We start from the raw sequence: 26,997 nt of genomic DNA on the forward strand, positions 1-26,997 counted from the left end.
CCGAACTTCCCGAAGGGGTTGACGCCGCGAATCCTCCACCCCATGATGGAGAACAAGTAATACAGGTACCGCATCGCGGGACCGCTTGCTTGACCTGCAAGAACACGCCGTCAGGTCCCGTTCCCACGAACGGGAGCCCCCGGGGTTACCGCGCCTGCCGGGAGTGTTCGTCGCTTGAGAACTGAATAGGTGGGCCCCGCCTCCCCGAGTCGAAAAGGCGGACCCGCGCGGCATGGAGCCGCGTCCCATGTCCCTGCGAATGCGGGAGGTCGGTGTGTACCGACGACTACCAGGGCGCCGCCGGTAGGGACCGGCCGGCGGCGCCGTCCATGTTCGGTCCGTCCAGGTGCGCGGCGCTCGCCGCGCCCGGCTGCCTCTCCCGCCCGTCCGTCCCGCGCACAGCGTGAGGACGTACGGGCGGGAGCGCGGGGAGCCGGATCTACCGACTTCAACGGCGCGCGGCCCCGGTGCTGGAACACCGGGGCCGCTGTTCGGGCCGTTGCCACCTGCTAGGGAGAACACGACCCATGGACCACATCGTTACTGTTCAGGACGCCGTTACCGCGTCCGAGTGCTTCGACTTCATGGAGCCCACCGACGCGGAGCTGGACGCCATCGAGCGGGAGATGCCCGCCATCCGCGCGGAGATGGACCTGCTGGACGCGCAGATCGTCGTTATCGACCGCACGCCGGCCGAGCTGGACGAGCGGCGCGTCCGCCGGGCCCGCCGCCGGGTGCTGGCCGCCCACCGCGACCAGTTCAACGGCCGCGTCGGCCAGGCGGGGGACGCGGCATGATCCGGATCGTCACCAGGAAGCGGCTCGCCCGCCTGGAGGCCGACACCGCCGCCGCGTTCGACCGGGCCCGCCAGACCACCCAGGCAGCGGACACCGCGCTCGCCCGGCGCGCGGTCGCTCTGGCCGCCGCGACCGAGCGCGCCGAGCGGGCAGAGGCCACAGCCGCCCAGCTCGGTGGACTCCTGTCCAACGCGGTGAAGGAACTGTCCGTCGCACAGCAGGAGCTTCTGCTGAAGACGTTCGAGATGCGCCGGTTGAAGGGCGAACTGAGCCGGGGTCCGCGTGAGGGCGAGACGGTGACGGTGCTGCTGCACTACGGCGAGCCCTACGCCGTCTACGCCTCCCGCGAGGACGCGCACGCCGACACCGCCACCCACGGTTTTCCGGCGGACCACGTGTGGAAGCCGTGCGGTGACCACCCGGCGCAGGCGTTCAAGTGGCGCTGCGAGGCGTTCACGTACAACGCGGCGACCAACGCGTTCTACCGTTCCCGCCCGGCTGCCGGCCGGGAGCTGGGGGGTGCCGCGTGAACAGTGTTCAGACCCGTTCAGCGGAGCGTGCCCTGTCGGCCGGCACGTGGCTGATCGTGTGCGGGGCGATGCTCTACTCGATCCTCACCGTCACCCCGCTCATGGCCGACCACACGGCCCGCGCGTGGGGGTGGACGGCGCCGATCCTGCCGCTCGTCGTGGACGCGGCGGTCGTCATCGTGGTCAAGCTCGATGACGTGCTGGCCCGCCTGGGCGGGAACGGTGGCCGTTGGCCGCTGGCCCTGCGCTGGATGACCGGCCTGATGACCCTGGCCCTGAACACCGCCGACTCCGCGCTGAGGAAAGACCTGGTCGGTGTGGCTGTTCACTCGGTGGCGCCGCTCCTGCTCATCGTCACCGCAGAGACGAGCCTGGCCTATCGGCGGGCCATCACCGCCGCCGTGGCCGCCCAGGACGCCGAGCGTAAAGCCGAACGGGAGAAGGCCCTTGAGGCGGCCCGGGAGCGTGAGGAGCGGGCCCGCGCCGAGGCCCGCGAGGAGCGCGAGCACGCCGCCGCCCTGGCGCGTGAACAGCGCGAGCACGAAGCCTGCTTGGCCCGTGAACAGGCCGAGCGGGAGGAGCGCCGACTGCGTGAGGAACGCGAAGCCCGCGAGCGCGCGGAAGCGGCGGAGCGCGAGGCGCGTGAACGCCGTGAACGCGAGCGTGAACATCATGAACGCGAGGCCCGCGAGCGTGAACAGCAGGCCCGCCAGCGCGCGGAAGCCGAGCGCCGCGCCCGCGCCGCAGCAGCGGAGCGTGAACGCCGTGAACGAGCGGAGCAGGCCGAGCGTGAACGCGCCGCACTCCTGAGCCGGGGCCCCGCCGAGGACAAGATGCCCGAGGACGAGGCGCGTCGCATCGTGGCCGCCGCCTTCACGGCCACCCTGTCCGTGCGGCAGGCGGCGGAACTGTGCGGCTGGTCGGTCGGCTGGGTCTCCAGCCGGTACGCCGAACTGCGCGGTGCCGACGATTCGGGACGCGGTCTGGCGGTGGTCTCATGAGCGAGCCCAGGATGCGTGTGCTGTCGTTGGGGGCGGGCGTGCAGTCAACTGCGCTGCTGCTGCTCGCGGCGCAGGGCAGGTTGCCGCGCTTGGATGCGGCGATCTTCGCCGATACCGGCTGGGAGCCCCAGACGGTCTACCGCCACCTCGACCGGCTGGAGCGGGAGGTTGCCCAGCCTGCCGGTATTCCGATCATCCGTACCGGTGGCGGGAACATCCGCGCCGACGCGCTGAATCCTGCCCACCGGTTTGCGTCCATGCCGTTGTTCGTCCGCAACCCGGACGGCACGGTCGGGATGATCCGCCGCCAGTGCACCGACGAGTACAAGCTGAAGAAGATCAAACGGAAGGTACGGGCTCTGCTCGGGTATCCGGGCTCGCGCCGCCTGCCCGCCGGGGTGTTTGCCGAGCAGTGGGTCGGGATCAGCCGGGATGAGTTCACCCGGGCCAAGGACTCCGGCATCCGCTACGCAGTCAACCGGCACCCGCTGCTGGAGCTGGGCTGGGAGCGCACCGACTGCCTGCGGTTCCTGGCCCGCCACGGCTGGCAGTCCACGCCGAAGTCGGCGTGTATCGGTTGCCCGTTCCACTCCAACGCGCAGTGGCGTCACATGCGCGACCACCAGCCCGAGGAGTGGGCGGATGCGGTCGCGTTCGACCACGCGATCCGGGCGGGCAACGTGCGCGGCACGGCCACCGGCTCGCCGCTGCTGGGGCAGGCGTACCTGCACCGCTCGTGCCTGCCGCTGGACCAGGCACCGATCGACAAGGTCACCGCGCACGAATGGGGCCAGCGGCAGGGCTCCCTGCTCGACCTGCTGGCCGACGAGGACGAGCCGTCCGGGTGTTCGCCCTGGACCTGCCGAGGCGAAGACCCCGACGCACGCGCGGGGGTGGCGGCATGAGCGAACCACTCGCCGCTCAAGACGTATGGCGACCGGTCATGGAGGCCGCCGGCCACCGCTGCCAGTGCACCGGCCAGTGCGGCAACGCTCACGCCAAGGCCAAGGGCCGCTGCCCGCGCGAGCACGACCACTACACCAGCAAGCACGGCCGCCGGGTCCGCCTCATCGCGGCGCCCGCCGACCCGCTCGTCTCCACCGTCACGGCGGCCGGCCTGCCCCCGTACGACCTGCGGGCCTGGTGCCCCGACTGCCACGCCGGCGCCGCCCGCACCGCCCGGCGCAACACCCCCGCCGTCCTGGACGGACAGGGCAGCCTGTTCGACCTCTAGCGGCACCGTCCGGTTCTCTTCGGCAACTTCCCTCACTCACCTGGGAGTTTCGCTGTGTCGTCCCGTACCTCTTCCCGTGCGCGCACCGCGAAGGTGCCCGCCGGGGCCACCGTCATCAAGCTGCCCCGCCAGCGCCGTTCCGGCCGTGCCGGGCAGCCGTTCGTCGTCGTCGTTCCCGCGCACGGCCACTCGTGGAAGCAGCGGCTTGCCGCCGCCACGGGGCGCGCCGTCTGGCGCCACCGCCGGGACCTGAGCCCCTCGTTCGCCGCCGTGGCCGCGCTCCCCCTCACCGTCGTACTGCACGCCGTGGCCTGGTGGTCCGGGCTGGTGCTGGCGCCGCTGGCGGCCGGTCCGCTGGTGTGGCTGCTGCTCATGCAGCGCCGCCGTCCCGCCCCGGAGCGGTCCGTGCTCGTCTGGCGGATCGGGCTCGCGCTGCTGGTCACCGCCGCTCTGGCGTGGGTCGCGCTGGCCGCCGCCTTCGGCCTGCTCGCGGGCCCGCTCGGCCTGCTGTGGCTGCTGCTGTGGGTGCTCGCCCAGACCGGCTGGCTCATCGTCCAGCACGCTCGCTGACCTGAGGAGAAGCAGTCATGGCACAGACTCGTTCCTGGAACACCGCCGGCACGGGCTCCCGCGCCGCCACCCGCCCTCGCGCCGGGGCCAACGGCACCCAGAGCAAGGTCAACTCGAAGAAGTTCGGGGCCACGTTCTCCCCCGGCTTGAACATCAACATCAACGCGGGCGGCGCCGCCCACGGTGGGGGCTTCGGCTCCGGGGCCGGCGGGGGCTCGTCGGCCTCGCTGCCCGCCCCCGAGTTCAACTCGCCTGCGCAGATCCGCAATTACTGCAACCACCTGCGCGCCACGGCGGTTTCGCTGTCGCTGGAAGTCGCCATGGCCGCCGAGATCATGAAGGCCGTGCTGTCCACCGTGCCCGACCCCGAGGGCCGCCTCGGCGGGTCGCGGGTGCGGGCGAACAAGGTGGCGCGCAAGCTCCGCAAGTCCGGTGACGCGCTGGTCGGCGCGGCCAAGAACGCCGCCGCCTGCTACGCCACCTTCCAGCAGCAGTACGAGGAAGAGATCAACCGCGTCCGCCACCGTGCCCGCCGCCCCCAGGGGCCGCGCATGGACTGGGCCCAGCAGTAAGGAGGAGGAGAGATGGCCGAGCGTGACGCACAGCAGCAACTCGCTGAACTGCTGGAAGCACAGCTCCAGGGCGGCTCGAACGGCGGCGGGGTGGGCAACTACCTGCTGCACCGGGCTAAGCCCCACATCCCGCCGTGGCTGGGCCTGGGCGGACTCGGTCTGGCCGGCGTGCTGGGTCACCTGAAGTGGGCCGACAGCGTGCCCGCCGCCACCGGGCTCACCCTCACCTCGGTCGCCGTGACCGGCGGGGCGTACCTGATCGGGAAGACGACCAGCAAACAGCGGCGCGTCCACTCGGCCATCACCACCGCCCTCGGCTCCGCCTGGCTCACCGCCGCCTGCCTGGCAGGGCCGAGCGCCGGCCCGCTGGACGACCTGTACCTGATGGGCGGCCCGGCGGTCGCCCTGTCGTGGAACGTACGCCAGTTGATGCGGCACAACCCCGAGGGCCACGCCTCCAGCGGTGACGCGGGCCTGATGGAGAAGATCGGGCTTGCCCGCGCGCAGATCGGTGCCGCGAAGGTGGAGCCCAACCGGGTCACCGCACCCCTCACCCTGGCCGCCGGCGAGCAGACCAACGAGGACGTGGCCAAGGCCCTCAAGCTGCTCGCCTCCGCCACCGACCTGCCCTCCCGGGCCGTGCGCTACCTGCCCCACCCCGACTCTGAGCGGCGCGGCGAGCTGGTCATCGTCCCCGAGGACATGCTGGCCCAGCCCGTCGAGTGGCAAGGGCCCTCCGCCCTCGGCGGCTCCATTGCCGATCCCCTGGTCATCGGCCGCTACGACGATGGGGCGCCGCTGCTGCTGTGGCTGCCCGGCGACCCCGACGCGGGCCGCAACAGCACCCACGTCCTGGTGGCCGGCCAGTCCGGTTCCGGCAAGGGCGATGCGGCCCTGAACCTGCTGACCGAAGTCGTCTCGCGCCGCGACGTCATCGTGTGGATGTCCGACCCCAAGATGTTCCAGGACTTCGGCCCACTGCGCCCCGCCCTGGACTGGGCCGTCGAGGGCGGCACCGCCACCGAAATCATGATCAAGGCCGTAGAGACGGCGATCCCACAGCGGACGAAGTGGCTGGGCCAGCACGGCTACCGCCAGTGGGCCCCGCAAGCAGCGCAGGCGCAGAACGACCCCGCGCACACCTGCCGCACGGACGGCAAGGCGTGCGGCTGCCCCGGCATGCCGTTCCTGGTGGCCTGGATGGAGGAAGCCGCCAACACCCTGCGGGCCCTGGGCGACGACGCCTTCACCGGCATCGCCCAGGAAGCCCGCTCCGCCGGTATCTCCCTGGTGGTCTCGCTCCAGCGCCCCTCCTACGACCAAATGTCCACCAGCACCCGCGCCTCCCTGCCCTCGGTCATCGCGCTCGGCTGCGACCCGCGCGACGAAGGATTCGTCCTGCCGGACACGGTCATCGACCAGGGCGCCCACCCGGGCGCCTGGGGCAACCGCAAGCCCGGATACTGCTACCTCGTCTCCCCGGGCATCGATGAGAGCCGCTACCCCTCACCGGGTCGCACCCAGCAGTTCACCCACCGCGCTACGACGGCCATGGAGCAACTTGCCGCCTGGGCCCAGACCAACGGTGCGAGCGCGGACCCCGTTACCGCGGGCGCCGCCGGCGCCGTCGCGGGCCAGCACTACACCGGCCGCACCGCGCCCGACGCCGACGCAACACACGCCCCGGGCCGCCACACGGCCCCCGGCTTCCCCCAGGCAGCCTGGGGACAGGAGGGAGACGACATGGGCGCCGACACCTACGAGATGCTCACCGACCCCGAGGACGAGCACATCGACCCCGAGGCCGACCTGCCCGGTGACCAGCCCGGCGACGACCAGCCCCTCTTCGGCACCGACACCGGCCGCAAGCCCTCCCCCGAAGAGGCCCGCCGCCTGTTCGTCGCCGCGCTCGCGGAGTTCGAGAGCCAGGGGCAGATGATCGTGGGCCCCAAGGACTTCATGGACTGGTGCGAGCGCAACAACCTCTCCCGCCCCTGGGTCTCCGAGCGGCTCAAGGAAGCCGCCCTGGACGGCCGCCTGGAGCCGACGAACACCACCGGACGGTGGCGCATCATCCCCCACCACGAGCCCACCCTGCTCGCCGCCTGACACCTGACACCGCCTGACACCGTCAGACCGGCCTGACACCCAAAACCCTAGGCACACGCGCTGTCAGCAACGCGTGACGCCCCTGCCTGACACCCACACCCAAGCGCCCTGACACCCGCCCCGCGCGCTCGCGCCCCTACCCGGGCGCGAGCGCGCACCCATCTCCCGGGAGCCACCATGGCCCACCCCGAGCAACCCGCCACGTCCATCGAAATCCACCACCCCCAGCCGCTCCCCCCGCACCCCGCGCCGGCGCCGCTCATCCCCACGCAGCCCGCAGCCGCGCCGACCGTACAGAGCGTCGTCCTGCCCGATGGACGGGTCGTCACCGGCTACGCCATCAACCCCGTCCAGCCCGAGCCGCCCGCCGCCAAGCCGGCCGTGTCCCGGGCAGCGGTGAACGTCGCCCTCGGCGGCGCCGGCTTCCTCGCCGTGTGCGGCGGCCTGCTGCTGCTCACCACGTTCATCGCCGCGCTCACCGCGCTCATCACCCAGCTCATCACCCTCGCCGCCGTCCTCTTCGGCGGCTGGATCGCCGTGCAGATCCTCGGCGGCTCGCGCAGCGGGATCGGGACCACGGTCAACATTCGCAAGGCCGTCTTCAAGCGCAATCACTTCCACGGCTAGCTACGCCAAGGGCGGCCCCCTCAACTCGGCAAAGTCTGGGGCCGCCCTCGCCATCCAGCCCGCTGATGACGAACTGGAGACCCCCAGCATGACGCAACCCGCCCTCATCCGGCGAGACGGCAGCCGGCCGTTACTCCTTGACCTGTTCTCCTGCGCCGGCGGCGCCGCCATGGGCTACGTCCGCGCCGGGTTCACCGTCCACGGATGCGACATCGCCCACCGCCCCAACTACCCCTTCACCTGGCACCGGGGCGACGCCCTCGAATACCTCGCCCACCTCATCGACACCGGCGAGATCGAGCGATACACGGCCGTCCACGCCTCCCCGCCCTGCCAGGACAAGTGCGCACTGACCGTGGGCACCAACCGGTCGCAGGGATGGGGTGGCACCCACGTAGACCTCGTGGCCCCCACCCGAGCCCTTCTCGACACGACGGGCCTGCCCTACGTCATCGAGCAGCCCAACGGACAGGCCGAGATCCGCAAGGATCTGACCCTGTGCGGCGAGATGTTCGGCCTCGGCGTCATCCGCCACCGCAACTTCGAGCTGGGCGCCTGGACCACCCCGCAGCCGGCGCACGTGCCGCACCGGGGCCGCGTACGCGGCTACCGCCACGGCAAGTTCTACGACGGCCCCTACGTCGCCGCCTACGGCAACGGCGGCGGCAAGCCCACCGTGCCCGAGCTGCAAGCCGCCCTCGGCATCACCTGGACGAACGTGCGCGAGGAACTGACCGAGGCCATCCCGCCCGCCTACACCCAGCACATCGGCCAAGCCCTCCTCGCCTCCCGCACGCTGGGGGTGGCGGCATGAACGAGCACCTGCACACCGCCGCACCCCTCGCCGCTTCCGGCATTCCCGTGCTGCCCTTGCGGGCCGGGAAGGTGCCGTTCCGCAACTGCCCCGCGTGTGCGGGCAACGCGTGCGGCGGCCGGCCGAACATGAAAACCCCCGGCCCCTGCACCTGCCCGCGCCCCTGCCACGCGTGGGCCGCCGCCACCACCGACCCGACCGTCCTCAACTCGCCCGCTTGGGCGGGAGCGTGGCGGCGGGCGGTGTGCGTCGGCTACCACCCCGGCGGCGCCGGCCTGACCGTGGTCGACCTGGACGACGCCGACGCCATCGCATGGGCCCGCGCCACCCTGCCCGCGACCCGGACCGTGGCGACGACGCGCGGCGAGCACTGGATCTACCGGGGCGCCATGACCTCCCGCAACGCGGTACGGCCCGGCGTCGACATCAAGTCGGCCATGGCCTACGCCCGCTACCTCGGCCCCGGCACCGGAACCCTCACCGCCCTCCCCGACGCGGTACGCGCCCTCACCGCGCACAAGCCCGCCGCCCGGCCGGTGACGCCCGCCCGCGCGGTGGCCGCCGGGAGCGGCGGCGGGCCGTGCCCGCACCGCACGGCCGTGTTCCTGGAACGCGGTATCGCCATGGCCGAGCAGACCATCACCGCCGCGACCGCCGGCGTCCACGCGACCGTCTACCGCGCGTTCCTCGCCGTGCTGTCCCGCCACGGTCGCTGCGGCTGCCTCACCGACACCCACGTCGATCGGCTGTTCACGGTCGCGCAGGCCAAGGGCGAGACGGCACGGCACTGCACCGATGCCTGGAACAACGCACGCGCCACGTTGGGACTGTGAGCATGGCTGACGACGACAAGAACCCCGCCCGCGAGGTCATCACCGACTACGCCAAGACGCACTTCCGCTACTTCCGCACCCCGGACGGCACCGTCTACGCGCAGAAGAACGGCCGCCCCGTGGCCCGCCCGATCCGCTCGCAGGGCACCACCGGCAGCCACCGCCAAGAACTCATGGTCGGCATGTTCAGGGAAGGCGTAGGCGTCTTCAACGGCACCGCCCTCAAGGAAGCGCTGGACTTGATCGAAGCGCTCGCGCTGACGGAGGACACCCAGGCCGTGCACATCCGCGTCGCGCCCGGCTTCGACGGAGCGACCTGGCTCGACCTGGGCCGCGACGACGGACAGTCGGTGCGCATCCACCCCACCGGCTGGGAGATCACCGTTCCCGACCCGCGCGAGGTCTGCTGGAAGCGCACCCAGCTCACCGGGGAACTCCCCCTGCCGGCCAAGGACACGGACGGCAAGGGCATCGACCTGCTGCTGCGGCTGTGCAACTTCGCCAACGCCGCCACCGAATCCCTCGCCATCGCGTGGCTGATCGGCTGCCTCGGCCCCTCCGTGCCCGTCCCCGCCCCGTTCCTCACCGGCCCCCAGGGCGCGGGCAAGTCCACGGGCGGGCGGATGCTCATGCGGATCGTGGAGGGCATGAGCGGCGACCTGCGCCGCGCCCCGAAAGACGAAGCGAACCTGATCGCGGCCGTCGCCGCCGGGTGGGTCACCGCACTGGACAACCTCTCCCACATGAGCCCGGACCTCTCGGATGCGATGTGCTGCATCGTCACCGGCGCCGAGGACGTCAAACGGGCGCTGTTCACGGACGGGGACGTGTTCCGCACCGGCTACCGCCGCCCGCTGCTCCTGACCGGGATCGACGTCGGAGTCATCCGGCCCGACCTTGCCGAACGGCTCCTTCCGCTGCGTCTGGAGCGGCCCAAGGTCCGGCGCACGGAGGCGGAGCTGTGGGCGGAGTACGCCGAGATCCTGCCCGTCGTGCTCGGCTCGCTCCTGGACCTCACCGTCACCGTCCGCGCCGCTGAGGCCGAGACGCCGACCGACCTGCGCATGGCGGACTTCGCGCACCTGTGCGCGCAGCTCGACGCCGCGACCGGCCTCGGCTCGCTCGCCGCGTACCGGGCCAGCCTGGACGACCTCAACGACGACGTGATCGAGGGTGACCTGCTCGCACAGACCGTCCTCAAGCACGCCGAGAGCATCGGGCCGGGCGCCTACGAGCGCCGGACGTCCACGGAGTGGCTGGCGCACCTCAGCGCCCTCTACAGCGGCGAGGACTTCCGTCCCCTGCCCAAAGGGTGGCCGACCACCGGCAAGGTCCTCTCCGACCGTCTCAAGCGCATCCAGCCCACCCTCGCCGCACGCGGTGTCGTCATCGACTCCGGGCGCACCGCTGAGGGCCGCTACATCGAGATCGCCCGCCCCGGCCCCCCGCCGCCACCGGAACACGAGCCCATGTTCTGACCCGCCCGCACTCGAAAAGGCAAGAGGAGCACGCATCGCCGCGCCGGGTGCTCCTCTTGCTGTTCGGCGCCTCGGCGCCGCTCGAAGGACGCGCCGCGAAGCGGCTCCTTCTTCGCTCTTCAACAGGCGCACTACCTACAGACACCCCCTCTCTTTTTCCTAAGAGGGAAGACCCTGCGTCATCTGCGTCATGAACGCCCCGAAAACGGCCCGCCACCTGCACAGACAGGCATGACGCAGACGGAAATCCCTGCGTCATCCCGCGTCATCTGCGTCATGGCCTACCCCGCCGATGACGCAGACCATGACGCACGCATGACGCAGACCCACAGCCCTGCGACATGCAAAACAGCAGCTCACAAGCCTGCATGACGCTGATGACGCAATGACGCAGAAATCCCCAGTTCGGACACGCGCGAGCCCTCACCCACCCGACACCCGAAGGAGTCGAACGTGGCCCGCCCCCAGATGCTCAAGCTCCCCGAAGTCCTCGAAGAGATCCAGATGAGCCGCGCCGCCTTCTACCGCATGCGCGCCCGTGGCAAGGCCCCCCGCCTCCGCAAGCTCCCCAACGGTCAACTGCGCGTCAGCCGCTCCGACCTGGACCGCTGGTGGGAGTCCTGCGAGCAGAACGCCGCCTGAGTCCACCCTGCGTACAGGCGCCCGCCACCGGACTGCCGGGGGCGGGCGCCGCTTCACCTGGAGAGACATGCTCACGTACGACGTCGTCTTTTGGTCCATTCGGAAACGCTCAGGCCGGCCGAAACCGTGGGAGCTGCGGTGGCGGGTCGGGACAGAGCCGCACTCCAAGAGCTACAAACTCAAGCCCCAGGCCGATGGGCGCCTGTCGGAGCTGATGACGGCTCTGCGGGAGGGGCAGCAGTTCGACGTGGAGACCGGCCTGCCCGCCAAGGAGTTGGCCGCCCTCGCCATGCCCACGTGGTTCGACCACGCCAAGGCGTACGCCGTCATGAAGTGGCCCGGAGCGGCAGCAAAGCACCGGGCGAGCATCGCGGAATCCCTGGCGGTCGTGACCCCGGTGTTCGTCAGCACGAACAAGGGGCGCCCGGACCCCAAGATCCTGCGCGCCGCCCTCTACCAGTGGGCGTTCCGTGCAGCGCTGACCCAGGACGGCGAGCACGTCGCCCGCTGCGAGGTCGAAGACGTTCCGGAGGAGGTCAAGCGCGCCCTCGACTGGATCGCAAAGAACTCGCTGAGGGTCGACGAGGCAGCTCAGCCCGAGCGCGTCCGCGCCGCCTTCGCCGCCCTCTCGAAGCTGCTCAACGGGAAGCAGGCTGCGGAGAACACCGCCAACCGCAAGCGCATGGTCCTGAGCAACGCCTTTCGCTACGCGGTCGAAGAACGCGCCTTGCTCACCCGCCATCCGTTCCTCGCCGTCGACTGGTCCGCGCCCGCTTCCTCGGATGAGGTGGATTTCCGCTACGTTCCGGGTCCCAAGCTGGCTCGCAAACTGCTCGATGCAGTCGCACAAGAAGGGCCACGCGGACGCCATTTGCTGGCGTTCTTCGGGAGCATCTACTACGTCGCCACCCGGCCTGGGGAAGCGGTGACGCTCAGGAAGAAGGACTTCATCCTTCCTCCCGAGGACGAACCCGACGCCTGGGGCGAAGTGCTCGTCTCGGAGAGCCACCCGGAGGTGGGTTCGGGCTGGACAGACGGCGGCAAGTCGCACGACGAACGCGGACTCAAGCACCGCGCCCGCAACGCCGTCCGCTCAGTGCCGATGCCGCCGGCGTACGTGCGCATGATCCGGGCCCACATCAACGAGTTCGGTGTCGCTGATGACGGACGACTCTTCCGGGCGGCCCGTGACGGGCGGGTCACCTCGAACGAGTACTGCGACGTATGGAGTGCGGCACGCGAGAAAGCCCTGAGCCCGGAAGAGGCGAAGACAGGCATGGCCGAGGTGCCCTACTGCCTACGGCACGCGGCGGTCTCGTTCTGGATCAAGAGCGGAGTGGACCCGGTGGAAGTCGCCTACCGCGCCGGCCACAGCGTCGCCGTCCTCTACCGCTTCTACGCCAAGATCCTCAAGGGCGCCTCAGAGCACGCGAACCGACTGATTCAGAAGGCGTTCGAGGCAGAGGACAGCGGGTGATCCTGGCCCACGACTGGCCCACACGTACTGGTCAGAGGCGGTACACGCCCGATTCAAGGTGAGACAAGGTGAACGAGAAGGGCGCGAACCCCATCGGGATTCGCGCCCTCTGACCAGCTAGTTCGCTGACCTGCATGCGGTGGGTGTGGGATTTGAACCCACGGTGACTTGCGCCACGACGGTTTTCAAGACCGTTCCCTTAGGCCGCTCGGGCAACCCACCCCGCCCCGCCCGGCGGCGCGCCGGGCAACGGGCGGCTACAGCCTACCGGCTGGCGGGGCAGGCGCTGCGACCTGTCCTTCGGATCTTGCCGCCTGATCCGAAGGGCCGGCGCTAGCTGTCGCCCTTGCGTTCGCCCAGGGTGACGTCGACCGTGTGGTCGCGGCCGTCGCGCGTGTACGTGATCTTCACCGTGTCGCCCGGCTTGTGCGTCCAGATCTGGCCGATCAGGGTCGGGCCCGAGTCGACCACCGTGTCGTCGAGCTTCGTGATGACGTCGCCGGGCTTGAGGCCCGCCTTCGCCGCCGGCCCGTTCGGCGTGACCGCCGCCGAGCCGCTCGCCCCCTGCTCGGTGATCTTCGCGCCGCCCGTGCCCTCCTCCAGGGAGACGGACGCGCCGATCACCGGGTAGACCGGCTCACCGGTCTTGATGAGCTGCGTGGCGACCATCTTGGCCTGGTTGATGGGGATGGCGAAGCCGAGGCCGATGGAGCCGGACTGGCCGCCGGAGCCGCCGAGACCGCCGCTGGAGGCGGACTGGATCGCGGAGTTGATGCCGATGACGCGCCCGCTTCCGTCGAGCAGGGGGCCGCCGGAGTTGCCCGGGTTGATCGACGCGTCGGTCTGCAACGCGCTCATGTACGACGCCTTGCTGCTGCCCGATCCGTCGCTCGACGCCACCGGGCGGTCCTTGGCCGAGATGATGCCCGTCGTCACCGTGTTCGACAGGCCGAAGGGCGCGCCGATGGCGATGGTCGAGTCGCCGACCGCGACCTTGTCGGAGTCGCCGAGGGTCAGCGGTTGGAGGTTGCGCGGCGCGTTCTTCAGCTTGATGACGGCCACGTCGTAGCCCTGCGCGTGACCGATGACCTCGGCGTCGTACTTCTTGCCGTTCGAGAAGGTCGCCGTCAGCTTGCCGCTGTCCACGGCCTCCGCCACCACGTGGTTGTTGGTGAGGATGTGGCCTTCCTTGTCGTACACGAAGCCGGTGCCGGTGCCGCCCTCGCCGTTGTTGCCCTCGGCCTCGATGGTGACCGTGCTCGGCAGCGCCTTCGCGGCGACGCCCGCGACCGTGCCCGGGTCGCGCTTGAGGTCGGCCGGGTTCGACGCGGTGACCGTCGTGGAACCGGTGCCCGCGTCATCCCCGCGCTCAGCGGCCCAGTAGCCGACGCCACCGCCGACCACGCCCGCGATCAGCGCCGCGGCGATCACACCGGCGAGCAGTCCGCCGCGCCGGCCGCCGGACTTCGGCTGGGGCTGCTGGTAGGGCGCGCCCCAGCCGGAACCGCCGCCGCCGGACCAGCCGGAACCGCCGGACCAGCCGGTGCCGCCATCGCCATGCCCATGCCCCTGCCCGGCGTGACCCTGGCCGGGGCCCGCGCCCACCCCGGAGGCGTACGCGGGGACGGCCGGCGGGGGCGGGGGCGGCCAGTCACCGGCCGGGGCCGCGCCGCCGGGGTGCGGGGGCGTGTGCGGGGCGGGAGCCGGGGTCTCGTGCGCCGCTGAGGCCGGGGCGGGCGCCACTGCGGCGGGCTGCTCGGGGGCGCTCTCGTGGACGCTCTCAGGGGCCGCGTCCTGCGTCGCCTCGCCCGAAGCCGCCGACGGGGCGGCCGACGGGGCGGGTCCGGCCGGGGCCTGCGCGGGAGCAGCGGGAGCGTCCACCGGCACGGGAGGTGCGGACGGGGCCGGGGGGACCGCAGTGCCCTCGTTCTCGGTGCTCACAGCTTTCTCTCCTCGATCCACGGCTGTCGTCGCCGGTCCGGTGAATCCGGCATGGTCCTGTCACAGTCCGGCTGATGCTGTGCTCTTGTACTCGTCGGCTCTTGTACTCGTTGCGGGTGCGCTCATCGCTGGTGCACTCGTTCAGCTTTTGTACTCGTTCAGCTTTTCCCATAACGCGTCAGGGCACGATAAGCCGAGCCTGTGCGTCCCCCGCCATCCTTTATCCCGGACGAAACGGACGCATCCGCTAGGCCGAACTTTTCTCGGCGACACCGCGCGCGGTGGCACCATGACGCGGTGACCCACGCACGACAGCAACGCATCCAGGTCGTCGCCCACCGCGGCGCCTCGGATGACGCCCCCGAGCACACTCTGGCCGCGTACAAGAAGGCGATCGAGGACGGGGCCGACGCCCTGGAATGCGACGTACGGCTCACCGCGGACGGCCATCTTGTCTGCGTGCACGACCGCCGTGTCAACCGTACGTCGAACGGCCGCGGGGCCGTCTCCGCCCTGGAGCTCGCCGATCTCGCCGCCCTCGACTTCGGCTCCTGGAAGTTCTCCGACGCGGGCCCCGACGACGGCCCCGACGAGGCCCCGGACTGGGCGGGCGGCGGCCCCGACACCTCCGTGCTGACGCTGGAGCGGCTGCTCGAACTGGTCGCCGACGCCGGCCGTCCCGTAGAGCTGGCCATCGAGACGAAGCACCCCACGCGGTGGGCCGGGCAGGTCGAGGAGCGGCTACTGCTCCTGCTCAAGCGGTTCGGCCTGGACGCGCCGCCGGCCGAGGGCCCCTCGCCGGTGCGCGTGATGAGCTTTTCGGCCCGCTCTCTGCTGCGCGTGCAGGAGGCGTCGCCGACGCTGCCGACGGTCTACCTGATGCAGTTCGTCTCGCCGCGCCACCGCGAGGGACGGCTCCCCAAGGGCGTACGGATCGCGGGCCCCGGCATCCGGATCGTGCGCAACCACCCCGCCTACATCCAGAAGCTCACGCGCGCGGGGCACAAAGTCCACGTCTGGACCGTGAACGAGCCCGAGGACGTCGACCTCTGTGTCGAGCTGGGCGTCGACGCGATCATCACCAACCGGCCGGCCGCCGTGCTGCACCGGCTCGGCAGGGGCTGATTCCGGCCACGTTCGCGCCGTCATGTCACGGGGAGTGCACCGGCGCGTTCGATCCGTATTCGATCGTCACGAGTGCGTCACCCGGCTCGGGCCGGCCGGTTTCCGGTCCAGTCCAGTGGGGCATTGACACCGTGGCGTGGGGCAAAGGAGGTCTCGGGGGTGGCGTTGGTGGTGGCACAGGAGGTGCCCGCGTCGTCGAGCATGGCCGTTCCCCATGGCCCTGCGGGCGTGGGCGAGGCACGGCATCGTATGCGTGATCAGTTGTGCGGGCGCGGGGTCCCGGAGTCGGTCGTCGACGACGCGGTCCTGATCCTGTCCGAGCTGCTCAGCAACGCGTGCCGGCACGGCAGGCCGCTCGGCGGCGATCCGGTGGGCGACGGCGGCGTACGGGCGGCGTGGCGCATCGACGACCGCGGATGTCTGACGGTCGAGGTCACGGACGGCGGCGGGCCGACCCGTCCGGTTCCGGCCACACCGTCGGTCACCGCGCACGGCGGCCGCGGGCTCAACATCATCACGGCGCTCGCCGACGACTGGGGCGTACGCGACGACGCCCGCGGCGAGGTCACGGTCTGGGTCGTCGTGCACAAGGACGTGCACGCCGAGGCGGCCGCGCACCGCAGGGACGACTTCGCCAGCCGCGTCATCGCCCCGCCCGTGTCGGAACTGGCGGACCTGGACTTCGCGGACGCCTTCGACGACATGAACTGACAGCGGCCCGGAACTTGAGCTGACAGCGGCCCAGGACCTGAGCTGACAGTGGCCCGGGACCCGAGCTGACGGCGGCCCGGCCGGGCCCGGTGGGCGAAACGCTCTCGCGGGCAGCGCACTTGGTCCGCATCCCTCTCTTGTCAGTACGAGCGGCTAGGCTCGCGCCCGTACGTACTTGAGCCGTATCCGGGAGACCTTCAGATGGCGAAGAAGCGCCCTCAGCCCAAGGGCAAGCCGCAAGTCACCAGTGGAGAGATCCCGGTCGTGGGAGCGCGCGAGCCCTGCCCCTGCGGCAGTGGCCGCCGCTACAAGGCATGCCACGGGCGCGAGGCGGCGCACGCGGTGACCGAGCTGGTGCAGCGCCCGTTCGAGGGCCTGGCCGGCGAGGGGGACTGGGTCGCGCTGCGCGAGCTGGTGCCCGCCGCGACGGTCGCGCTGACCCTCAAGGACGGCCTGCCCGAGGGCGTTCCGTCCGTCACCCTGGCGACCGTGCTGCCGATGGCGTGGCCCGCGCTGCGCCGCGACGACGGCTCGGTCCTGCTCGGCCTGCAGAACGAGACGGCCTCCGGCGACATCAGCCGCGACCTGGCCGACACGCTGCTGCGCGCGCTGGAGGCCGAGCCGGGCTCGCCCGTGCCCTCGCGCCGGGCGCCCGCCGAGGGTCCGCGCCTGCAGGACGTGCTGGACCCGCGCGCGGAGTTCGCGCCGGTCGTGCACACGGGCTTCGAGTTCTGGGTGCCGGACGCGGAGAGCGCGTCGGGCGAGGTGGCCGCGTCCCTGGAGCGGGCGAACGCGGCGGCGATCCCGACCGTGAAGCTGTCCGGCGTGGACAGCGCCTACTGGTGCGAGACGCCGGAGAAGAACCACCTGCGGTGGGTCATGCCGCACGCGGAGGAGAAGCTGCTCGACGCGCTCGCGCGGCTGCACGCTGCCGGTACGTCGTCGCTGGGCGAGGGCACGCGGCTGGTCGGCTCGTTCCGCGCGCACGGCCTGACCGTGCCGGTGTGGGACCTGCCGACGACGATGAAGGCCGAGGACGTGGAGAAGCCGGCCGCCGAGTTCGCCGAGCGGCTGACCGCCGCGCTGGCCACCGACGCGCCACTGACCGCCGACGAGCGACGCGCGCGTGGCGGACTCACCAACCGCCAGGTCACCCTGAGCTGACGACGACGCTCACCCTGAGCTGACGCTCACCCTGAGCCGACGCCAGGGCCGTTCGTCCCGAGTCGGTCGGCACCGAGGACCCCGATCCTCAGGTGCTGACCGACTGATCAGTACAACGGGGGAGAGGAATCCGCTTCCGGACCTCCGGAACGGGTGACTCCAGTCACAACTCGCCGTGGTCACAGGTAAATCCACGAACGAATGGAAGAGATCGAATTTGCTAACCGCCGATCTCTTGTTACGGTTCAGATAGCCCGGTTGCTGGTGCATCCCCCGTCGCCAGCAACCGGGCGCTTTCATGCCCGCGTCCGGTCGTCGGCCCGCTCAATCCCCGTGCGGGGGCGCCGAGTTGCTGCCCGAGCGCAGCAGCAGCGGCCCGCCGGTGCCCCTCGCGTACTCCGCGAACGCCGTATAGGCGCCGAGGCCGCCCCGGATCCGCTCGCGCGGCGTCTCGCACATCCCCGGCTCGTCCTCCGCGCCGACCGCGCAGTCGATCTGCACGGTCCGCCCGCCGGGCGCCAGCAGGGTCAGCGCCGTGCTCAGCGGCCCGCCGGTGGTGTTGCGGTAATAAGTACGGGCCCAGGCGTCGCCGGCGCGCTCCAGTACGCAGGTCTGCGCCTCGATGCCGTCGGGTGAGGTGAGTTGGGGCCCGCAGCGCACCGCTGTCCCCGTACGGGACGTCGGCGCCGGGGAGTCCGTCTGGCGCCCGGAGCCCGACACCTGCTGCGCATCCTGTGGCCCCTGCGCCTCCTGTGACCCCGCGGAACCCGGCGCCCCGGGCACACCCTGCGGCACCGCTGAATCTGGCGCCCCGGGCACACCCTGCGGCACCGCTGAATCTGGCGCCCCCGGCGCCCCCGTACGCCCCGGCTCCCCCAACGGCCCCAGGGACCCCAGCGCCCGCAACGCGCCCCGGGCCGTCACCGGGCCCGCCGCCGCGCCCGCGAGGGGCAGCGCCGCCGTGAGGACGACGACGGCGACGATTCCGAACAGGCGCAGGCGCGAAGAGGGTCTCCCCTGGTCGGGCCCGTCCGGACGCGGGGGGAGCGAGGGCGCGGCAGGCATGCGCCGAACATATCGGCGCATGCCGCGCACGGCGGGGCGCCGCGCGCCTGATACCGCCGCAACCGCTACAACTCCGGCGCGCTCACACCCGTACGAGTGAGTGCGTCGACGACCGCGTCGACCACGGCCTCCACATCCGGCACCCAGGGCGCGGCCGAACCGGGCAGCGGCGCGCGCTCCCAGCGGACCTGGCCCGCGCCCGTCGTGGACGGCGGCAGCGCGAGGTAGCCGCCCTCGCCGTGGAAGCGGAGCGAGCCGGGGACGAAGTCCTTGGCGTACAGCAGCTCGCCCAGTTGTTCCATGGAGTAGGGCGCGACGAGGATCGACAGTCTCTCGGGCGTGGCGATCACCGGGCCGAGCCGGATGCCGGTGCGGTCGAGCACCGCGAGCGCGCGGGCGCCGGCGAGGGCGGGCAGGCTGACGGCGCACGGGGCGCGGCCGCCCGTGCCGGAGGGGGCGCCGGTGGCGAGGACGAGCGGCGCGTCGGGCCGGTTGGTCCACCACCAGCGGACCATGCGCGCGTCCGTCGTGGCGGCGAGCAGCCCGGGGTCGAACGGGTGCGCGCCGGGAACCGTGCACTGAGGGTCGGGGCAGGCGCAGCGGACGCCGTCGCGGCGGCCCGCCGTCTCGTGCCCTATGCCCGGCAGGATCGGCCACCGCCACGCCGTCGCGCACGTGAGGGCCGCGCTGAGCAGGTCAGACTTCCCGTTGTCACGCTTGGACAGGAGCCTGCGTCGCCTTCCGAGGATCTCGCGCATGAGCGCTCGTTCCTTTCCGTTGAACGCCGATGGCCACATCACACCATGTGTCGAACAGTCACTGTGCGTACGTGCTGAAGCGTCTGACCCCGGCCTGAGATTGCCGGCCCGGGGCAGGGTTTGACCCCTATAGTCCGAGCGCTTGCCGTGTCCTTCGAAAGCCTGGCGCGGGGTGGCGGCGCCTGGCGTTTACCGTCGCGCGTATTACTCGCCGTCTCCCCCGCGGGAGGATGGGGCACGGTCGTCGATGGTTAAGACGCCCGGGTCCGTCGCCAGGTTCCGGGCTGATCCCAACTGCCCCTGGTCTTCACCGAGTACGTACCCATCACGACCGCTATGACGCTCCGTCGACCGCAGCCGAACGAGGCCAGTCGACCGCAATACACCGTTCCCTCAGTCAGTTTTTGGCCAACTTGGAACGGTCACGATCAAGGCGAGAGCGAGCAGAAGAACGGTGATCGCATTACCTCGGAAGCCACTTGGGCCTCACGGACACCAGGAATCCCCGCAGGACAATGCTGGACATCCCCTCTCCAGTCCGTGTACATGTGGAGACATTGCTAGCGGCGCAGCGCCGAAAAGGCTGACATGGGGGTTTGCGATGCTATCGAGCAATACGCGCCGGTCGGAAAGCCGGAAGCCATGACAGCCCCGCGCCTCCCGAAAGTGGCTGGAATCGATTCACGGTCTGGACAGGTTCCCCCACCCGCGCACACCGTCGCGCCCGCGGAGCCGCCGGCCGCCGACTCCCCGGCGGCGCCCACCGCGGTGATCCAGGACCGGCTCGCCGGCTGGGTCTCCGACCTCACGACCCTGCACGAACTGACCGAGCGGCTGGCCCGGACCTCCGCTCTCGACGACGCCCTGCACGAACTCCTGCGCGCCGGTGCCGCCCTGGTGGGCGCCCGGCGCGGTCTCGTCGTGCTCGAACCCGGGGACGGGCTCGGCCCGGACACCACCATCGGCCTCGGCCTGTCCCGGCCCGACCTCGGGCACATCGAGACCGTGCCGCGCGGCGCGACCTCGTACGGGCGCATCCTCGACGGGCTGAGCACGGACCCCGAGTCGCGCGCCGATCTGCTCTCCGAGGACGGCCTCGACCCCCGGCACCGCGAGGTCGCCGCCCGCCTCGGCTACGCGGCGAGCTACGCGCTGCCCCTGCACACCGACGCGGCGGGCCGGCTCGGCGCCGCCGTCTGGCTCTACGACGAGCCCGCCGAACCCGTCGAGCGCCAGCGCCACCTCATCGGGCTATACGCGCGCTACGCGACCGAGCACCTGGCCCGCCTGGTCGAGGGTGAGCGCACGCGCGCGTGGTCCCACACCGTCGCCGAGGAGCTGCTGCCGTCGCGGCTGCCCCGCGTCACCGGCGTGCAGCTCGCCGCCCGGCACCGCACCGGGCCGCGCGGCGGCGGCGACTGGTACGACGCGCTGCCGCTGCCCGAGGGCGCCCTCGGGCTCGCCGTCGGCTCGGTCACCGGCTCGGGCGCGAGCGCGGTCGCCGCGATGGGCCGGCTGCGTGCCTCCTTGCGCGCGTACGCCGTCATGGAGGGCGAGGACCCGGTCGCCGTCCTGTCCGACCTGGAGCTGCTGCTGCGGCTGACCGAGCCCGCGCGCAGCGCGACCGCCCTGTTCGCCTACTGCGAGCCGGCCCAGCGCAAGATCGTGCTCGCGGGCGCGGGGCACAGTCCGCCGCTGGTGATCGGCGAGCGGCGCACGGAGTACGCGGAGACCACGCTGTCCGCGCCGCTCGGGATGCTGGCCTGCTGGGAGGCGCCGAGCGTGGAGATCACGCCCGAGCCGGGCGAGACGGTTCTGCTGTACACGGACGGGCTGCTGCACCGTACCGGTGACGCCATGGACCGCGCGTTCGCACGGCTGCACGCCGCCGCCGCGAGCGTGCCCCGGGCGCTGCGCGACGACCCGGGCGCCATCGCCGACCACGTGCTGCACACGGTGCTGCCCGAAGGGCTCGACACGGCGGACAGCGACGAGGACGTCGTGCTTCTTGCGGCACGTTTCGCGTAGACGCGCGGACAGGCCACATAGAGCGGCACGTTTCGCGTACGCGGATGCGTACGGGCCGTGAGGGGTCCGGTGGCGGGAGAACCCGTACCGGGCCCCTACGCGCACGCTCGTACGATGGGAGGGGGGCCATCGCCCCATTCAGGCCGTAACCAGGAGGAACCGTGTCGGAGGAGCTCACCACCCCGGGCTGTGCCGAGAACGCCGCTACCGCGGCAGGGCCGGAAGACGAGCCCATCAAGCAGCGCAAGAACGGCCTCTACCCGGGCGTCTCCGACGAGCTCGCCGAGAACATGAAGTCGGGCTGGGCCGACACCGAGCTGCACGACCTGCGGCCGATCGCCCAGGCGTCCGAGACCGCCGCCCGCCGTGCCGCCCTGTCCGCCCGTTTCCCGGGTGAGCGCCTGGTCGTGCCCGCGGGCAACCTGAAGACCCGGTCGAACGACACGGAGTACGCCTTCCGCGCCTCCGTCGAGTACGCGTACCTCACGGGCAACCAGACCGAGGACGGTGTCCTCGTCATGGAGCCGGTGTCGGACGGCCACAAGGCCACGATCTACCTGCTGCCCCGCTCGAACCGCGAGAACGGCGAGTTCTGGCTCGACGGCCAGGGCGAGCTGTGGGTCGGCCGCCGGCACTCGCTGACCGAGGCCGAGAAGCTGTACGGCATCCCCGCGTCCGACGTGCGCGAGCTGCCTGACGCGCTGCGCGAGGCCACCGGCCCGGTCCGCGTCGTGCGCGGCCATGACGCCGGCATCGAGGCCGCACTCGCCGACAAGGTCACCGCCGAGCGCGACGAGGAACTGCGCGTCTTCCTGTCCGAGGCCCGCATCGTGAAGGACGCCTTCGAGGTCGGCGAGCTGCAGAAGGCGGTCGACTCGACCGTGCGCGGCTTCGAGGACGTCGTGAAGGTGCTCGACAAGGCCGAGGCGACCAGCGAGCGCTACATCGAGGGCACGTTCTTCCTCCGCGCGCGCGTGGAGGGCAACGACATCGGATACGGCTCGATCTGCGCCGCAGGACCGCACGCCTGCACGCTGCACTGGGTGCGCAACGACGGCGCGGTCCGCTCCGGCGACCTGCTCCTGCTGGACGCGGGCGTGGAGACGCACACGTACTACACGGCCGACGTCACCCGCACGCTGCCGATCAACGGCACGTACAGCGACATCCAGCGCAAGATCTACGACGCCGTGTACGAGGCGCAGGAGGCCGGTATCGCGGCCGTGAAGCCGGGCGCCAAGTTCCGCGACTTCCACGACGCCGCGCAGCGCGTGCTCGCCGAGAAGCTGGTCGAGTGGGGGCTCGTCGAGGGTCCCGTCGAGCGCGTCCTGGAGCTGGGTCTCCAGCGCCGCTGGACGCTGCACGGCACCGGCCACATGCTCGGCATGGACGTCCACGACTGCGCGGCCGCGCGGACCGAGGCGTACGTCGACGGCACGCTGGAGCCCGGCATGGTCCTCACCGTCGAGCCCGGCCTGTACTTCCAGGCCGACGACCTGACCGTGCCCGAGGAGTACCGGGGCATCGGCGTCCGCATCGAGGACGACATCCTCGTCACCGAGGACGGCAACCGGAACATGTCGCAGGCCCTGCCGCGCCGCTCCGACGAGGTCGAGGCGTGGATGGCCGGCCTCAAGGGCTGACCTCGCGCGCGTAGTGACATGAAACGCGTAGCTACGTGAAAGAGGGCCGTGGACGATCCCCACGGCCCTCTTTCACGTGGCCGAGGCGTTTTTCACGTAACCAAGGCGTGTTTCACGTGACCGAGGCGTTCAGACCGCCACCAGCGGAGCGTCCTCGCGCCACTTGAGCATCTTGTCGAAGCTGACGACGGCGCCGCCCCGGCCGGGCCGGTTCACGAAGTGGACGTGGTCGGCGAGCTGCTCGATGAGGCACAGGCCCCGCCCGTTCTCGTCCTCGTCGCCGGGCAGGCCGCGCCGCCCGGGCAGGTCCGGCACCGCGCGCAGGGCGGGGCGCGCGGGGGCGACGGGGAAACCGGGGCCGGAATCGGCCACCTCGATGCGGCACTTCTCGCCGTCCAGATACGCGGTGACGCGGTAGGCGGCCGATGCCTCGCTCGCGGTGCCGCCGCCGTGCTCGACGGCGTTCGCACACGCCTCGCTGAGGGCCACCGACAGGTCGTAGGAGATGTCGGGATCGACGCCCGCGGTCTCCATCGTGCCCATGAGCAGGCGCCGGGCGAGCGGCACGCTGGCAGCCTCGCGCCGCAGATGCAGGGACCACCAGATGCTCATGCTCCAGCCTCCTGGCCGCGGCTCGACATACCGATACCTATTGCCATCACCGCCCGCGCGCAATCGCGCAGTTGACGTGATACCGCCCATACGGCCGACGCGAAAAGGCCACCTGGCCCGGTAAGGGAGATTCCGGACCTTGTGGACCTGCCGTATGGAGGGCGTGAGGCTGGTGCGATGATGAGGCGGCCATGACTGCCCCCCACCAGCGCGAGACGCACAGCGCGGCCGATGTGAGGCTGCTGAGGGCCGCGGTGTTCGCCGCGGTCTGCGTCGTGCTGTCCGCGGCGGGGCACGTCCTCGGCTCGAACGCGACAGTGCCCTGGTGGACACTGGGCCTCGGGCTCGTCGTCGCCCTCACCGTCGCCGTCCCGCTGGCCGGCCGTGAGCGGTCGCTGCCCGGGATCGCCGCGCTGCTGGGCGCCGGGCAGATCGCGCTGCACAGCCTGTTCGGGCTCGGCCAGCAGCACGCGGGGATGGCGATGGGCGGCTCCGCGCAGCCCTCGGTCGTCGAGCGTGCGGCGCGGCTGATGTGCGGGGCGGGCGCCTCGACACTCAGCCCCGTACAGGCGCAGCACATCCTCGACCGCGCGCGCGTGCCCTCGGGCGCCGGTGAGGCGCAGAGCCATCTGGCGGCGGGTGCGGCGGGGTCCGCGATGCCGCTGCTGCCGTCGCTGCCCATGCTGATCGGCCACCTGCTGGCCGCCGTCGCCGCCGGCTGGCTGATGCGCCGCGGTGACGTGGCCCTCGGCCGTGTCGTACGGCTGTCCCGCCTGTCGGCGCACGCGGTCGCGGACGGGGCGCTCGTACGGGCCCTGCGCGCCGCCCTCTTCTTCGTACGCGCCCTGCTGGCCGGGCTGACCGGTGCCCGCCTCGCGCCCGTGACGCGGCGCGGGGACGCGTACCCCGAGCCGCCCGCGCCGCGCGCGCGGGTGCTGCTGCACGCGGTGATCCGGCGCGGGCCACCCCCGGCCGCCGCGTTCCTTCTCGCTGCCTGAACGGCGCCCTGCTCCACCGCGTGATCGCGGGGTGAGGTGTGCCGTGGGCACGCGCGCGTAGCCGCGTGTTTCCCGCCGCCCGACCGGGGCCGGCCGGACGCGGACGCGCCCCTTCATCCTTCGCTGGATCCCGCAGAACGTGGAGTTCTCCTGTCATGAAGAAGATGTCCCGCGCCGCTCTCGTCGGTGCCGCCGCCGTCTCCTCCGTCGTCGTCCTCTCCGCCCCCGCCTTCGCGCACGTGAGCGTGCAGCCGGAGGGCGCGGCCGCCAAGGGCGGTTACGCCGTGGTCGACTTCAAGGTGCCCAACGAGCGTGACGACGCCGCGACGACCAAGCTCGAGGTCTCCTTCCCGACCGACCACCCGCTCGCCTCGGTGATGCCGGAGCCGGTGCCGGGCTGGAAGGCCGAGGTCACCAAGTCCAAGCTGGACAAGCCGCTGGAGATGCACGGCGAGAAGATCACCGAGGCCGTCACCAAGGTGACCTGGACCGCGACCGGTTCGGGTGACGACAAGGGCGTACGGCCCGGCTACTTCCAGAAGTTCCCGGTGTCCATCGGCCAGTTGCCGACCGACGCCGACCAGCTCGTGTTCAAGGCGCTCCAGACGTACGACGACAAGAAGGTCGTGCGCTGGATCGAGCCGCAGCAGAAGGGCCAGGAGGAGCCGGAGAACCCGGCGCCGACGCTGGCGCTGACCGCGGCGGCGGACGACGAGCACGGCGCGTCCGGCGCCTCGTCGGACGGCGGGAAGGACAAGGGGGCCACGACCACGGCCTCCGACAGCTCCGGCGGTTCCGACAGCTCCGGCAGCGACACCACCGCCCGCGTCCTCGGCGTCGTCGGCATCCTCGTCGGCGCCGCGGGTGTGGCGTTCGGCGTGCTGGCCGGCCGTCGGCGCACCCACAGCTGAGCCACCGGCCGTCGCGGGCCGGGGCCGCGGTGGGCGACCCCGGCCCGTGCCGGCCCCCTCCACCACAGGGACATCTCTCCATGCGCAAGACCATCAAGACCACCGAGACCGCCTCCGGGACCGCCGGTACGGACATGACCTCCGGGACCGCCGGTACGGACATGACCTCCGGGACCCCCGCGCCCCGCGCGCGGCGCCGTAAGACCCTGCTCGCCGCCGTCGGCCTGGTCACCGCCGCCGCGTTCGCGCTGACCGCCTGCGGCGGTGGCGACGACAGCGGCAAGTCCGTCGCGGACGTCTCCTCCGACGCGGGCTCCAAGAAGGCCGCCACGGTCCTCGACAAGCCGTTCGAGAAGCCGGACCTCGTCCTGACCGACACCCACGGCAAGAAGTTCGATCTGCGCGAGCAGACCAAAGGCAGGCCGACGCTGATCTACTTCGGCTACACGCACTGCCCGGACGTCTGCCCGCTGACCATGAGCAACATCGCCGTGGCGAAGAAGGCGCTGCCCAAGGCCGAGCAGGACAAGCTGCGGGTCGTCTTCGTCACCACCGACCCCGACCGCGACAAGCCGGCCGTGCTCGGCAAGTGGCTCAAGGCCCAGGACCCCGACTTCATCGGTCTGACCGGCGACTTCGCCACCATCCAGGGCGGCGCCCGCACGCTCGGCATCTCCATCGAGCCGACGCGGAAGGACAAGAACGGCAAGCTCGTCTCGATGCACGGCACGCAGGTCATCGCCTTCTCGCCGAAGACGGACGCCGGTTACGTGCTCTACGGCGAGGACGCCACCGCCGACGACTACACCAAGGACCTGCCCAAGATCATCAAGGGGGCGAAGCCGTGAGGCCCGCACCGCACCCGCCCCGCGCGTCCCGTACGCCCCTGACCCTGGGCGCGATAGCGCTGGCCGGCGCCCTCGCCCTGACCGCCTGCGGCTCCGGCGAGGGCAGCGGCGACACCGGGTCCGACGGCGCGAAGCCCGCCCTGAAGATCGAGGGCGCGTTCATCCCCGCGCCCGCCTCCGGCGACATGGCGGCCGGCTTCTTCACGGTGCGCAACAGCGGCGGCGCCGACACCCTCACCTCGGTGAGCAGCCCCGCCGCCGGCAAGGTCACCCTGCACTCCACCGAGAAGGGCGTGATGAAGGAACGTACGTCCTTCCCCGTGCCCGCGAACGGCGAGCTGGACTTCGAACGCGGACGCAACCACCTGATGTTCGAGGGCATCAAGCACCGGCCGAAGGAGGGCGACAAGGTGACGGTCACGCTGCACTTCGCCGAGTCGGGCGCCATGAAGGTCGCCTTCCCGGTGAAGGCCGCCACCTACAACCCGTCGCACGCGTCGCACTGAGGG

Annotated in this window: 27 protein-coding genes and 1 tRNA gene; 23 read left to right on the forward strand and 5 right to left on the reverse strand. The window is 71.7% G+C overall.

Translation table 11 applies throughout. The features are described from left to right. Positions 1-527 precede the first annotated feature (527 nt). From ACZ7LY_RS09795 to ACZ7LY_RS09860, 14 genes are all read left to right on the forward strand, one after another. Positions 528-797, forward strand: coding sequence for a DUF6284 family protein (locus ACZ7LY_RS09795; protein ID WP_471623991.1), 270 nt, complete (start codon positions 528-530; stop codon positions 795-797). Continuing rightward, positions 794-1,327 (forward strand): hypothetical protein, encoded by a 534-nt coding sequence (locus tag ACZ7LY_RS09800; protein WP_471623992.1) that lies wholly within the window; start codon positions 794-796, stop codon positions 1,325-1,327. The genes ACZ7LY_RS09795 and ACZ7LY_RS09800 overlap by 4 nt, the downstream gene beginning before the upstream one ends. Continuing rightward, positions 1,324-2,328 carry a DUF2637 domain-containing protein gene (locus ACZ7LY_RS09805; RefSeq protein ID WP_471623993.1) on the forward strand — a complete coding sequence of 335 codons (1,005 nt, stop codon included), beginning with the start codon at positions 1,324-1,326 and terminating at the stop codon, positions 2,326-2,328. The genes ACZ7LY_RS09800 and ACZ7LY_RS09805 overlap by 4 nt, the downstream gene beginning before the upstream one ends. Beyond that, positions 2,325-3,233: an adenine nucleotide alpha hydrolase family protein gene (locus ACZ7LY_RS09810; protein ID WP_471623994.1), complete on the forward strand. Its 909-nt coding sequence runs from the start codon at positions 2,325-2,327 to the stop codon at positions 3,231-3,233. Before ACZ7LY_RS09805 ends, ACZ7LY_RS09810 begins: the two co-directional genes overlap by 4 nt. Continuing rightward, positions 3,230-3,562, forward strand: coding sequence for a hypothetical protein (locus ACZ7LY_RS09815; RefSeq protein WP_471623995.1), 333 nt, complete (start codon positions 3,230-3,232; stop codon positions 3,560-3,562). Before ACZ7LY_RS09810 ends, ACZ7LY_RS09815 begins: the two co-directional genes overlap by 4 nt. Before the next feature lie 54 nt (positions 3,563-3,616). Further along, entirely contained in the window at positions 3,617-4,132 is a 516-nt protein-coding gene (locus ACZ7LY_RS09820; RefSeq protein ID WP_471623996.1) for a hypothetical protein, read from the forward strand. 17 nt (positions 4,133-4,149) lie between these two features. Continuing rightward, on the forward strand, positions 4,150-4,704 hold the full coding sequence (traA, locus tag ACZ7LY_RS09825) for a plasmid transfer protein TraA (protein ID WP_471623997.1): 555 nt from the start codon (positions 4,150-4,152) through the stop codon (positions 4,702-4,704). A 12-nt stretch (positions 4,705-4,716) separates the two neighbouring features. After that, the gene (gene traB, locus ACZ7LY_RS09830) at positions 4,717-6,813 is read left to right on the forward strand and encodes a plasmid transfer protein TraB (RefSeq protein WP_471623998.1); all 2,097 of its coding nucleotides are present in this window, start codon (positions 4,717-4,719) and stop codon (positions 6,811-6,813) included. A 177-nt stretch (positions 6,814-6,990) separates the two neighbouring features. After that, on the forward strand, positions 6,991-7,440 hold the full coding sequence (locus ACZ7LY_RS09835; RefSeq protein WP_471623999.1) for a hypothetical protein: 450 nt from the start codon (positions 6,991-6,993) through the stop codon (positions 7,438-7,440). Positions 7,441-7,528: 88 nt separating this feature from the next. Continuing rightward, positions 7,529-8,254 (forward strand): DNA methylase, encoded by a 726-nt coding sequence (locus ACZ7LY_RS09840; protein WP_471624000.1) that lies wholly within the window; start codon positions 7,529-7,531, stop codon positions 8,252-8,254. Further along, positions 8,251-9,087: a bifunctional DNA primase/polymerase gene (locus ACZ7LY_RS09845; RefSeq protein WP_471624001.1), complete on the forward strand. Its 837-nt coding sequence runs from the start codon at positions 8,251-8,253 to the stop codon at positions 9,085-9,087. Before ACZ7LY_RS09840 ends, ACZ7LY_RS09845 begins: the two co-directional genes overlap by 4 nt. Before the next feature lie 2 nt (positions 9,088-9,089). Then, complete coding sequence (locus ACZ7LY_RS09850) at positions 9,090-10,565, forward strand: ATP-binding protein (protein ID WP_471624002.1); 1,476 nt, start codon at positions 9,090-9,092, stop codon at positions 10,563-10,565. 453 nt (positions 10,566-11,018) lie between these two features. Next, positions 11,019-11,207 carry a helix-turn-helix transcriptional regulator gene (locus ACZ7LY_RS09855; protein ID WP_471624003.1) on the forward strand — a complete coding sequence of 63 codons (189 nt, stop codon included), beginning with the start codon at positions 11,019-11,021 and terminating at the stop codon, positions 11,205-11,207. Positions 11,208-11,274: 67 nt separating this feature from the next. Further along, complete coding sequence (locus ACZ7LY_RS09860; RefSeq protein WP_471624004.1) at positions 11,275-12,684, forward strand: tyrosine-type recombinase/integrase; 1,410 nt, start codon at positions 11,275-11,277, stop codon at positions 12,682-12,684. Positions 12,685-12,821: 137 nt separating this feature from the next. On the opposite strand, the gene ACZ7LY_RS09865 is transcribed toward ACZ7LY_RS09860, so the two are convergent. Together ACZ7LY_RS09865 and ACZ7LY_RS09870 are read right to left on the reverse strand one after the other, a co-directional pair. Next, a tRNA-Ser gene (locus ACZ7LY_RS09865) sits at positions 12,822-12,906 on the reverse strand. Between the two features lie 111 nt (positions 12,907-13,017). Next, complete coding sequence (locus ACZ7LY_RS09870) at positions 13,018-14,625, reverse strand: S1C family serine protease (protein WP_471624005.1); 1,608 nt, start codon at positions 14,623-14,625, stop codon at positions 13,018-13,020. A 297-nt stretch (positions 14,626-14,922) separates the two neighbouring features. Here ACZ7LY_RS09870 and ACZ7LY_RS09875 point away from each other — a divergent pair, with 297 nt between their 5' ends. The 3 genes from ACZ7LY_RS09875 to ACZ7LY_RS09885 all read left to right on the forward strand — a co-directional run bounded on the left by ACZ7LY_RS09875 (position 14,923) and on the right by ACZ7LY_RS09885 (position 17,625). Next, positions 14,923-15,750 carry a glycerophosphodiester phosphodiesterase gene (locus ACZ7LY_RS09875; protein ID WP_471624006.1) on the forward strand — a complete coding sequence of 276 codons (828 nt, stop codon included), beginning with the start codon at positions 14,923-14,925 and terminating at the stop codon, positions 15,748-15,750. Positions 15,751-15,909: 159 nt separating this feature from the next. Continuing rightward, a complete protein-coding gene (locus tag ACZ7LY_RS09880; protein ID WP_471624007.1) occupies positions 15,910-16,461 on the forward strand; it encodes an ATP-binding protein in 552 nt (183 codons plus the stop codon). A 201-nt stretch (positions 16,462-16,662) separates the two neighbouring features. After that, positions 16,663-17,625 (forward strand): DUF5926 family protein, encoded by a 963-nt coding sequence (locus ACZ7LY_RS09885; protein ID WP_471624008.1) that lies wholly within the window; start codon positions 16,663-16,665, stop codon positions 17,623-17,625. A gap of 324 nt (positions 17,626-17,949) precedes the next feature. Here the strand turns inward: ACZ7LY_RS09885 and ACZ7LY_RS09890 are convergent, their stop codons facing one another. Both ACZ7LY_RS09890 and ACZ7LY_RS09895 read right to left on the reverse strand, forming a co-directional pair. Then, positions 17,950-18,345 (reverse strand): hypothetical protein, encoded by a 396-nt coding sequence (locus ACZ7LY_RS09890; protein WP_471624009.1) that lies wholly within the window; start codon positions 18,343-18,345, stop codon positions 17,950-17,952. A 410-nt stretch (positions 18,346-18,755) separates the two neighbouring features. After that, complete coding sequence (locus ACZ7LY_RS09895) at positions 18,756-19,448, reverse strand: bifunctional DNA primase/polymerase (protein WP_471624010.1); 693 nt, start codon at positions 19,446-19,448, stop codon at positions 18,756-18,758. Positions 19,449-20,036: 588 nt separating this feature from the next. Here ACZ7LY_RS09895 and ACZ7LY_RS09900 point away from each other — a divergent pair. Continuing rightward, positions 20,037-21,476, forward strand: coding sequence for a PP2C family protein-serine/threonine phosphatase (locus ACZ7LY_RS09900; RefSeq protein ID WP_471624011.1), 1,440 nt, complete (start codon positions 20,037-20,039; stop codon positions 21,474-21,476). 161 nt (positions 21,477-21,637) lie between these two features. Further along, the gene (locus ACZ7LY_RS09905; protein WP_471624012.1) at positions 21,638-23,119 is read left to right on the forward strand and encodes an aminopeptidase P family protein; all 1,482 of its coding nucleotides are present in this window, start codon (positions 21,638-21,640) and stop codon (positions 23,117-23,119) included. A gap of 129 nt (positions 23,120-23,248) precedes the next feature. On the opposite strand, the gene ACZ7LY_RS09910 is transcribed toward ACZ7LY_RS09905, so the two are convergent. Next, entirely contained in the window at positions 23,249-23,731 is a 483-nt protein-coding gene (locus ACZ7LY_RS09910; protein ID WP_471624013.1) for an ATP-binding protein, read from the reverse strand. Between the two features lie 191 nt (positions 23,732-23,922). Here ACZ7LY_RS09910 and ACZ7LY_RS09915 point away from each other — a divergent pair, with 191 nt between their 5' ends. From ACZ7LY_RS09915 to ACZ7LY_RS09930, 4 genes are all read left to right on the forward strand, one after another. After that, positions 23,923-24,729, forward strand: a complete 807-nt coding sequence (locus ACZ7LY_RS09915) for a hypothetical protein (RefSeq protein ID WP_471624014.1) — start codon at positions 23,923-23,925, stop codon at positions 24,727-24,729. Between the two features lie 155 nt (positions 24,730-24,884). Further along, complete coding sequence (locus ACZ7LY_RS09920; protein ID WP_471624015.1) at positions 24,885-25,640, forward strand: YcnI family copper-binding membrane protein; 756 nt, start codon at positions 24,885-24,887, stop codon at positions 25,638-25,640. A gap of 161 nt (positions 25,641-25,801) precedes the next feature. After that, on the forward strand, positions 25,802-26,488 hold the full coding sequence (locus ACZ7LY_RS09925) for an SCO family protein (protein WP_471624163.1): 687 nt from the start codon (positions 25,802-25,804) through the stop codon (positions 26,486-26,488). Beyond that, positions 26,485-26,994 (forward strand): copper chaperone PCu(A)C, encoded by a 510-nt coding sequence (locus tag ACZ7LY_RS09930; protein WP_471624016.1) that lies wholly within the window; start codon positions 26,485-26,487, stop codon positions 26,992-26,994. Before ACZ7LY_RS09925 ends, ACZ7LY_RS09930 begins: the two co-directional genes overlap by 4 nt. Positions 26,995-26,997: the final 3 nt, after the last annotated feature.

The organism is Streptomyces sp. NPDC107550 (assembly GCF_055639095.1).

Coding starts and splice junctions, on each gene's coding strand:
- ACZ7LY_RS09835 (WP_471623999.1), top strand. CDS start 6,991: ATGGCCCACCCCGAGCAACCCGCCACGTCCATCGAAATCCACCACCCC.
- ACZ7LY_RS09910 (WP_471624013.1), bottom strand. CDS start 23,731: ATGAGCATCTGGTGGTCCCTGCATCTGCGGCGCGAGGCTGCCAGCGTG.
- ACZ7LY_RS09810 (WP_471623994.1), top strand. CDS start 2,325: ATGAGCGAGCCCAGGATGCGTGTGCTGTCGTTGGGGGCGGGCGTGCAG.
- ACZ7LY_RS09795 (WP_471623991.1), top strand. CDS start 528: ATGGACCACATCGTTACTGTTCAGGACGCCGTTACCGCGTCCGAGTGC.
- ACZ7LY_RS09840 (WP_471624000.1), top strand. CDS start 7,529: ATGACGCAACCCGCCCTCATCCGGCGAGACGGCAGCCGGCCGTTACTC.
- ACZ7LY_RS09850 (WP_471624002.1), top strand. CDS start 9,090: ATGGCTGACGACGACAAGAACCCCGCCCGCGAGGTCATCACCGACTAC.
- ACZ7LY_RS09895 (WP_471624010.1), bottom strand. CDS start 19,448: ATGCGCGAGATCCTCGGAAGGCGACGCAGGCTCCTGTCCAAGCGTGAC.
- ACZ7LY_RS09900 (WP_471624011.1), top strand. CDS start 20,037: ATGGGGGTTTGCGATGCTATCGAGCAATACGCGCCGGTCGGAAAGCCG.
- ACZ7LY_RS09845 (WP_471624001.1), top strand. CDS start 8,251: ATGAACGAGCACCTGCACACCGCCGCACCCCTCGCCGCTTCCGGCATT.
- traA (WP_471623997.1), top strand. CDS start 4,150: ATGGCACAGACTCGTTCCTGGAACACCGCCGGCACGGGCTCCCGCGCC.
- ACZ7LY_RS09920 (WP_471624015.1), top strand. CDS start 24,885: ATGAAGAAGATGTCCCGCGCCGCTCTCGTCGGTGCCGCCGCCGTCTCC.
- ACZ7LY_RS09925 (WP_471624163.1), top strand. CDS start 25,802: ATGACCTCCGGGACCCCCGCGCCCCGCGCGCGGCGCCGTAAGACCCTG.
- ACZ7LY_RS09800 (WP_471623992.1), top strand. CDS start 794: ATGATCCGGATCGTCACCAGGAAGCGGCTCGCCCGCCTGGAGGCCGAC.
- ACZ7LY_RS09860 (WP_471624004.1), top strand. CDS start 11,275: ATGCTCACGTACGACGTCGTCTTTTGGTCCATTCGGAAACGCTCAGGC.
- ACZ7LY_RS09885 (WP_471624008.1), top strand. CDS start 16,663: ATGGCGAAGAAGCGCCCTCAGCCCAAGGGCAAGCCGCAAGTCACCAGT.
- traB (WP_471623998.1), top strand. CDS start 4,717: ATGGCCGAGCGTGACGCACAGCAGCAACTCGCTGAACTGCTGGAAGCA.
- ACZ7LY_RS09815 (WP_471623995.1), top strand. CDS start 3,230: ATGAGCGAACCACTCGCCGCTCAAGACGTATGGCGACCGGTCATGGAG.
- ACZ7LY_RS09915 (WP_471624014.1), top strand. CDS start 23,923: ATGACTGCCCCCCACCAGCGCGAGACGCACAGCGCGGCCGATGTGAGG.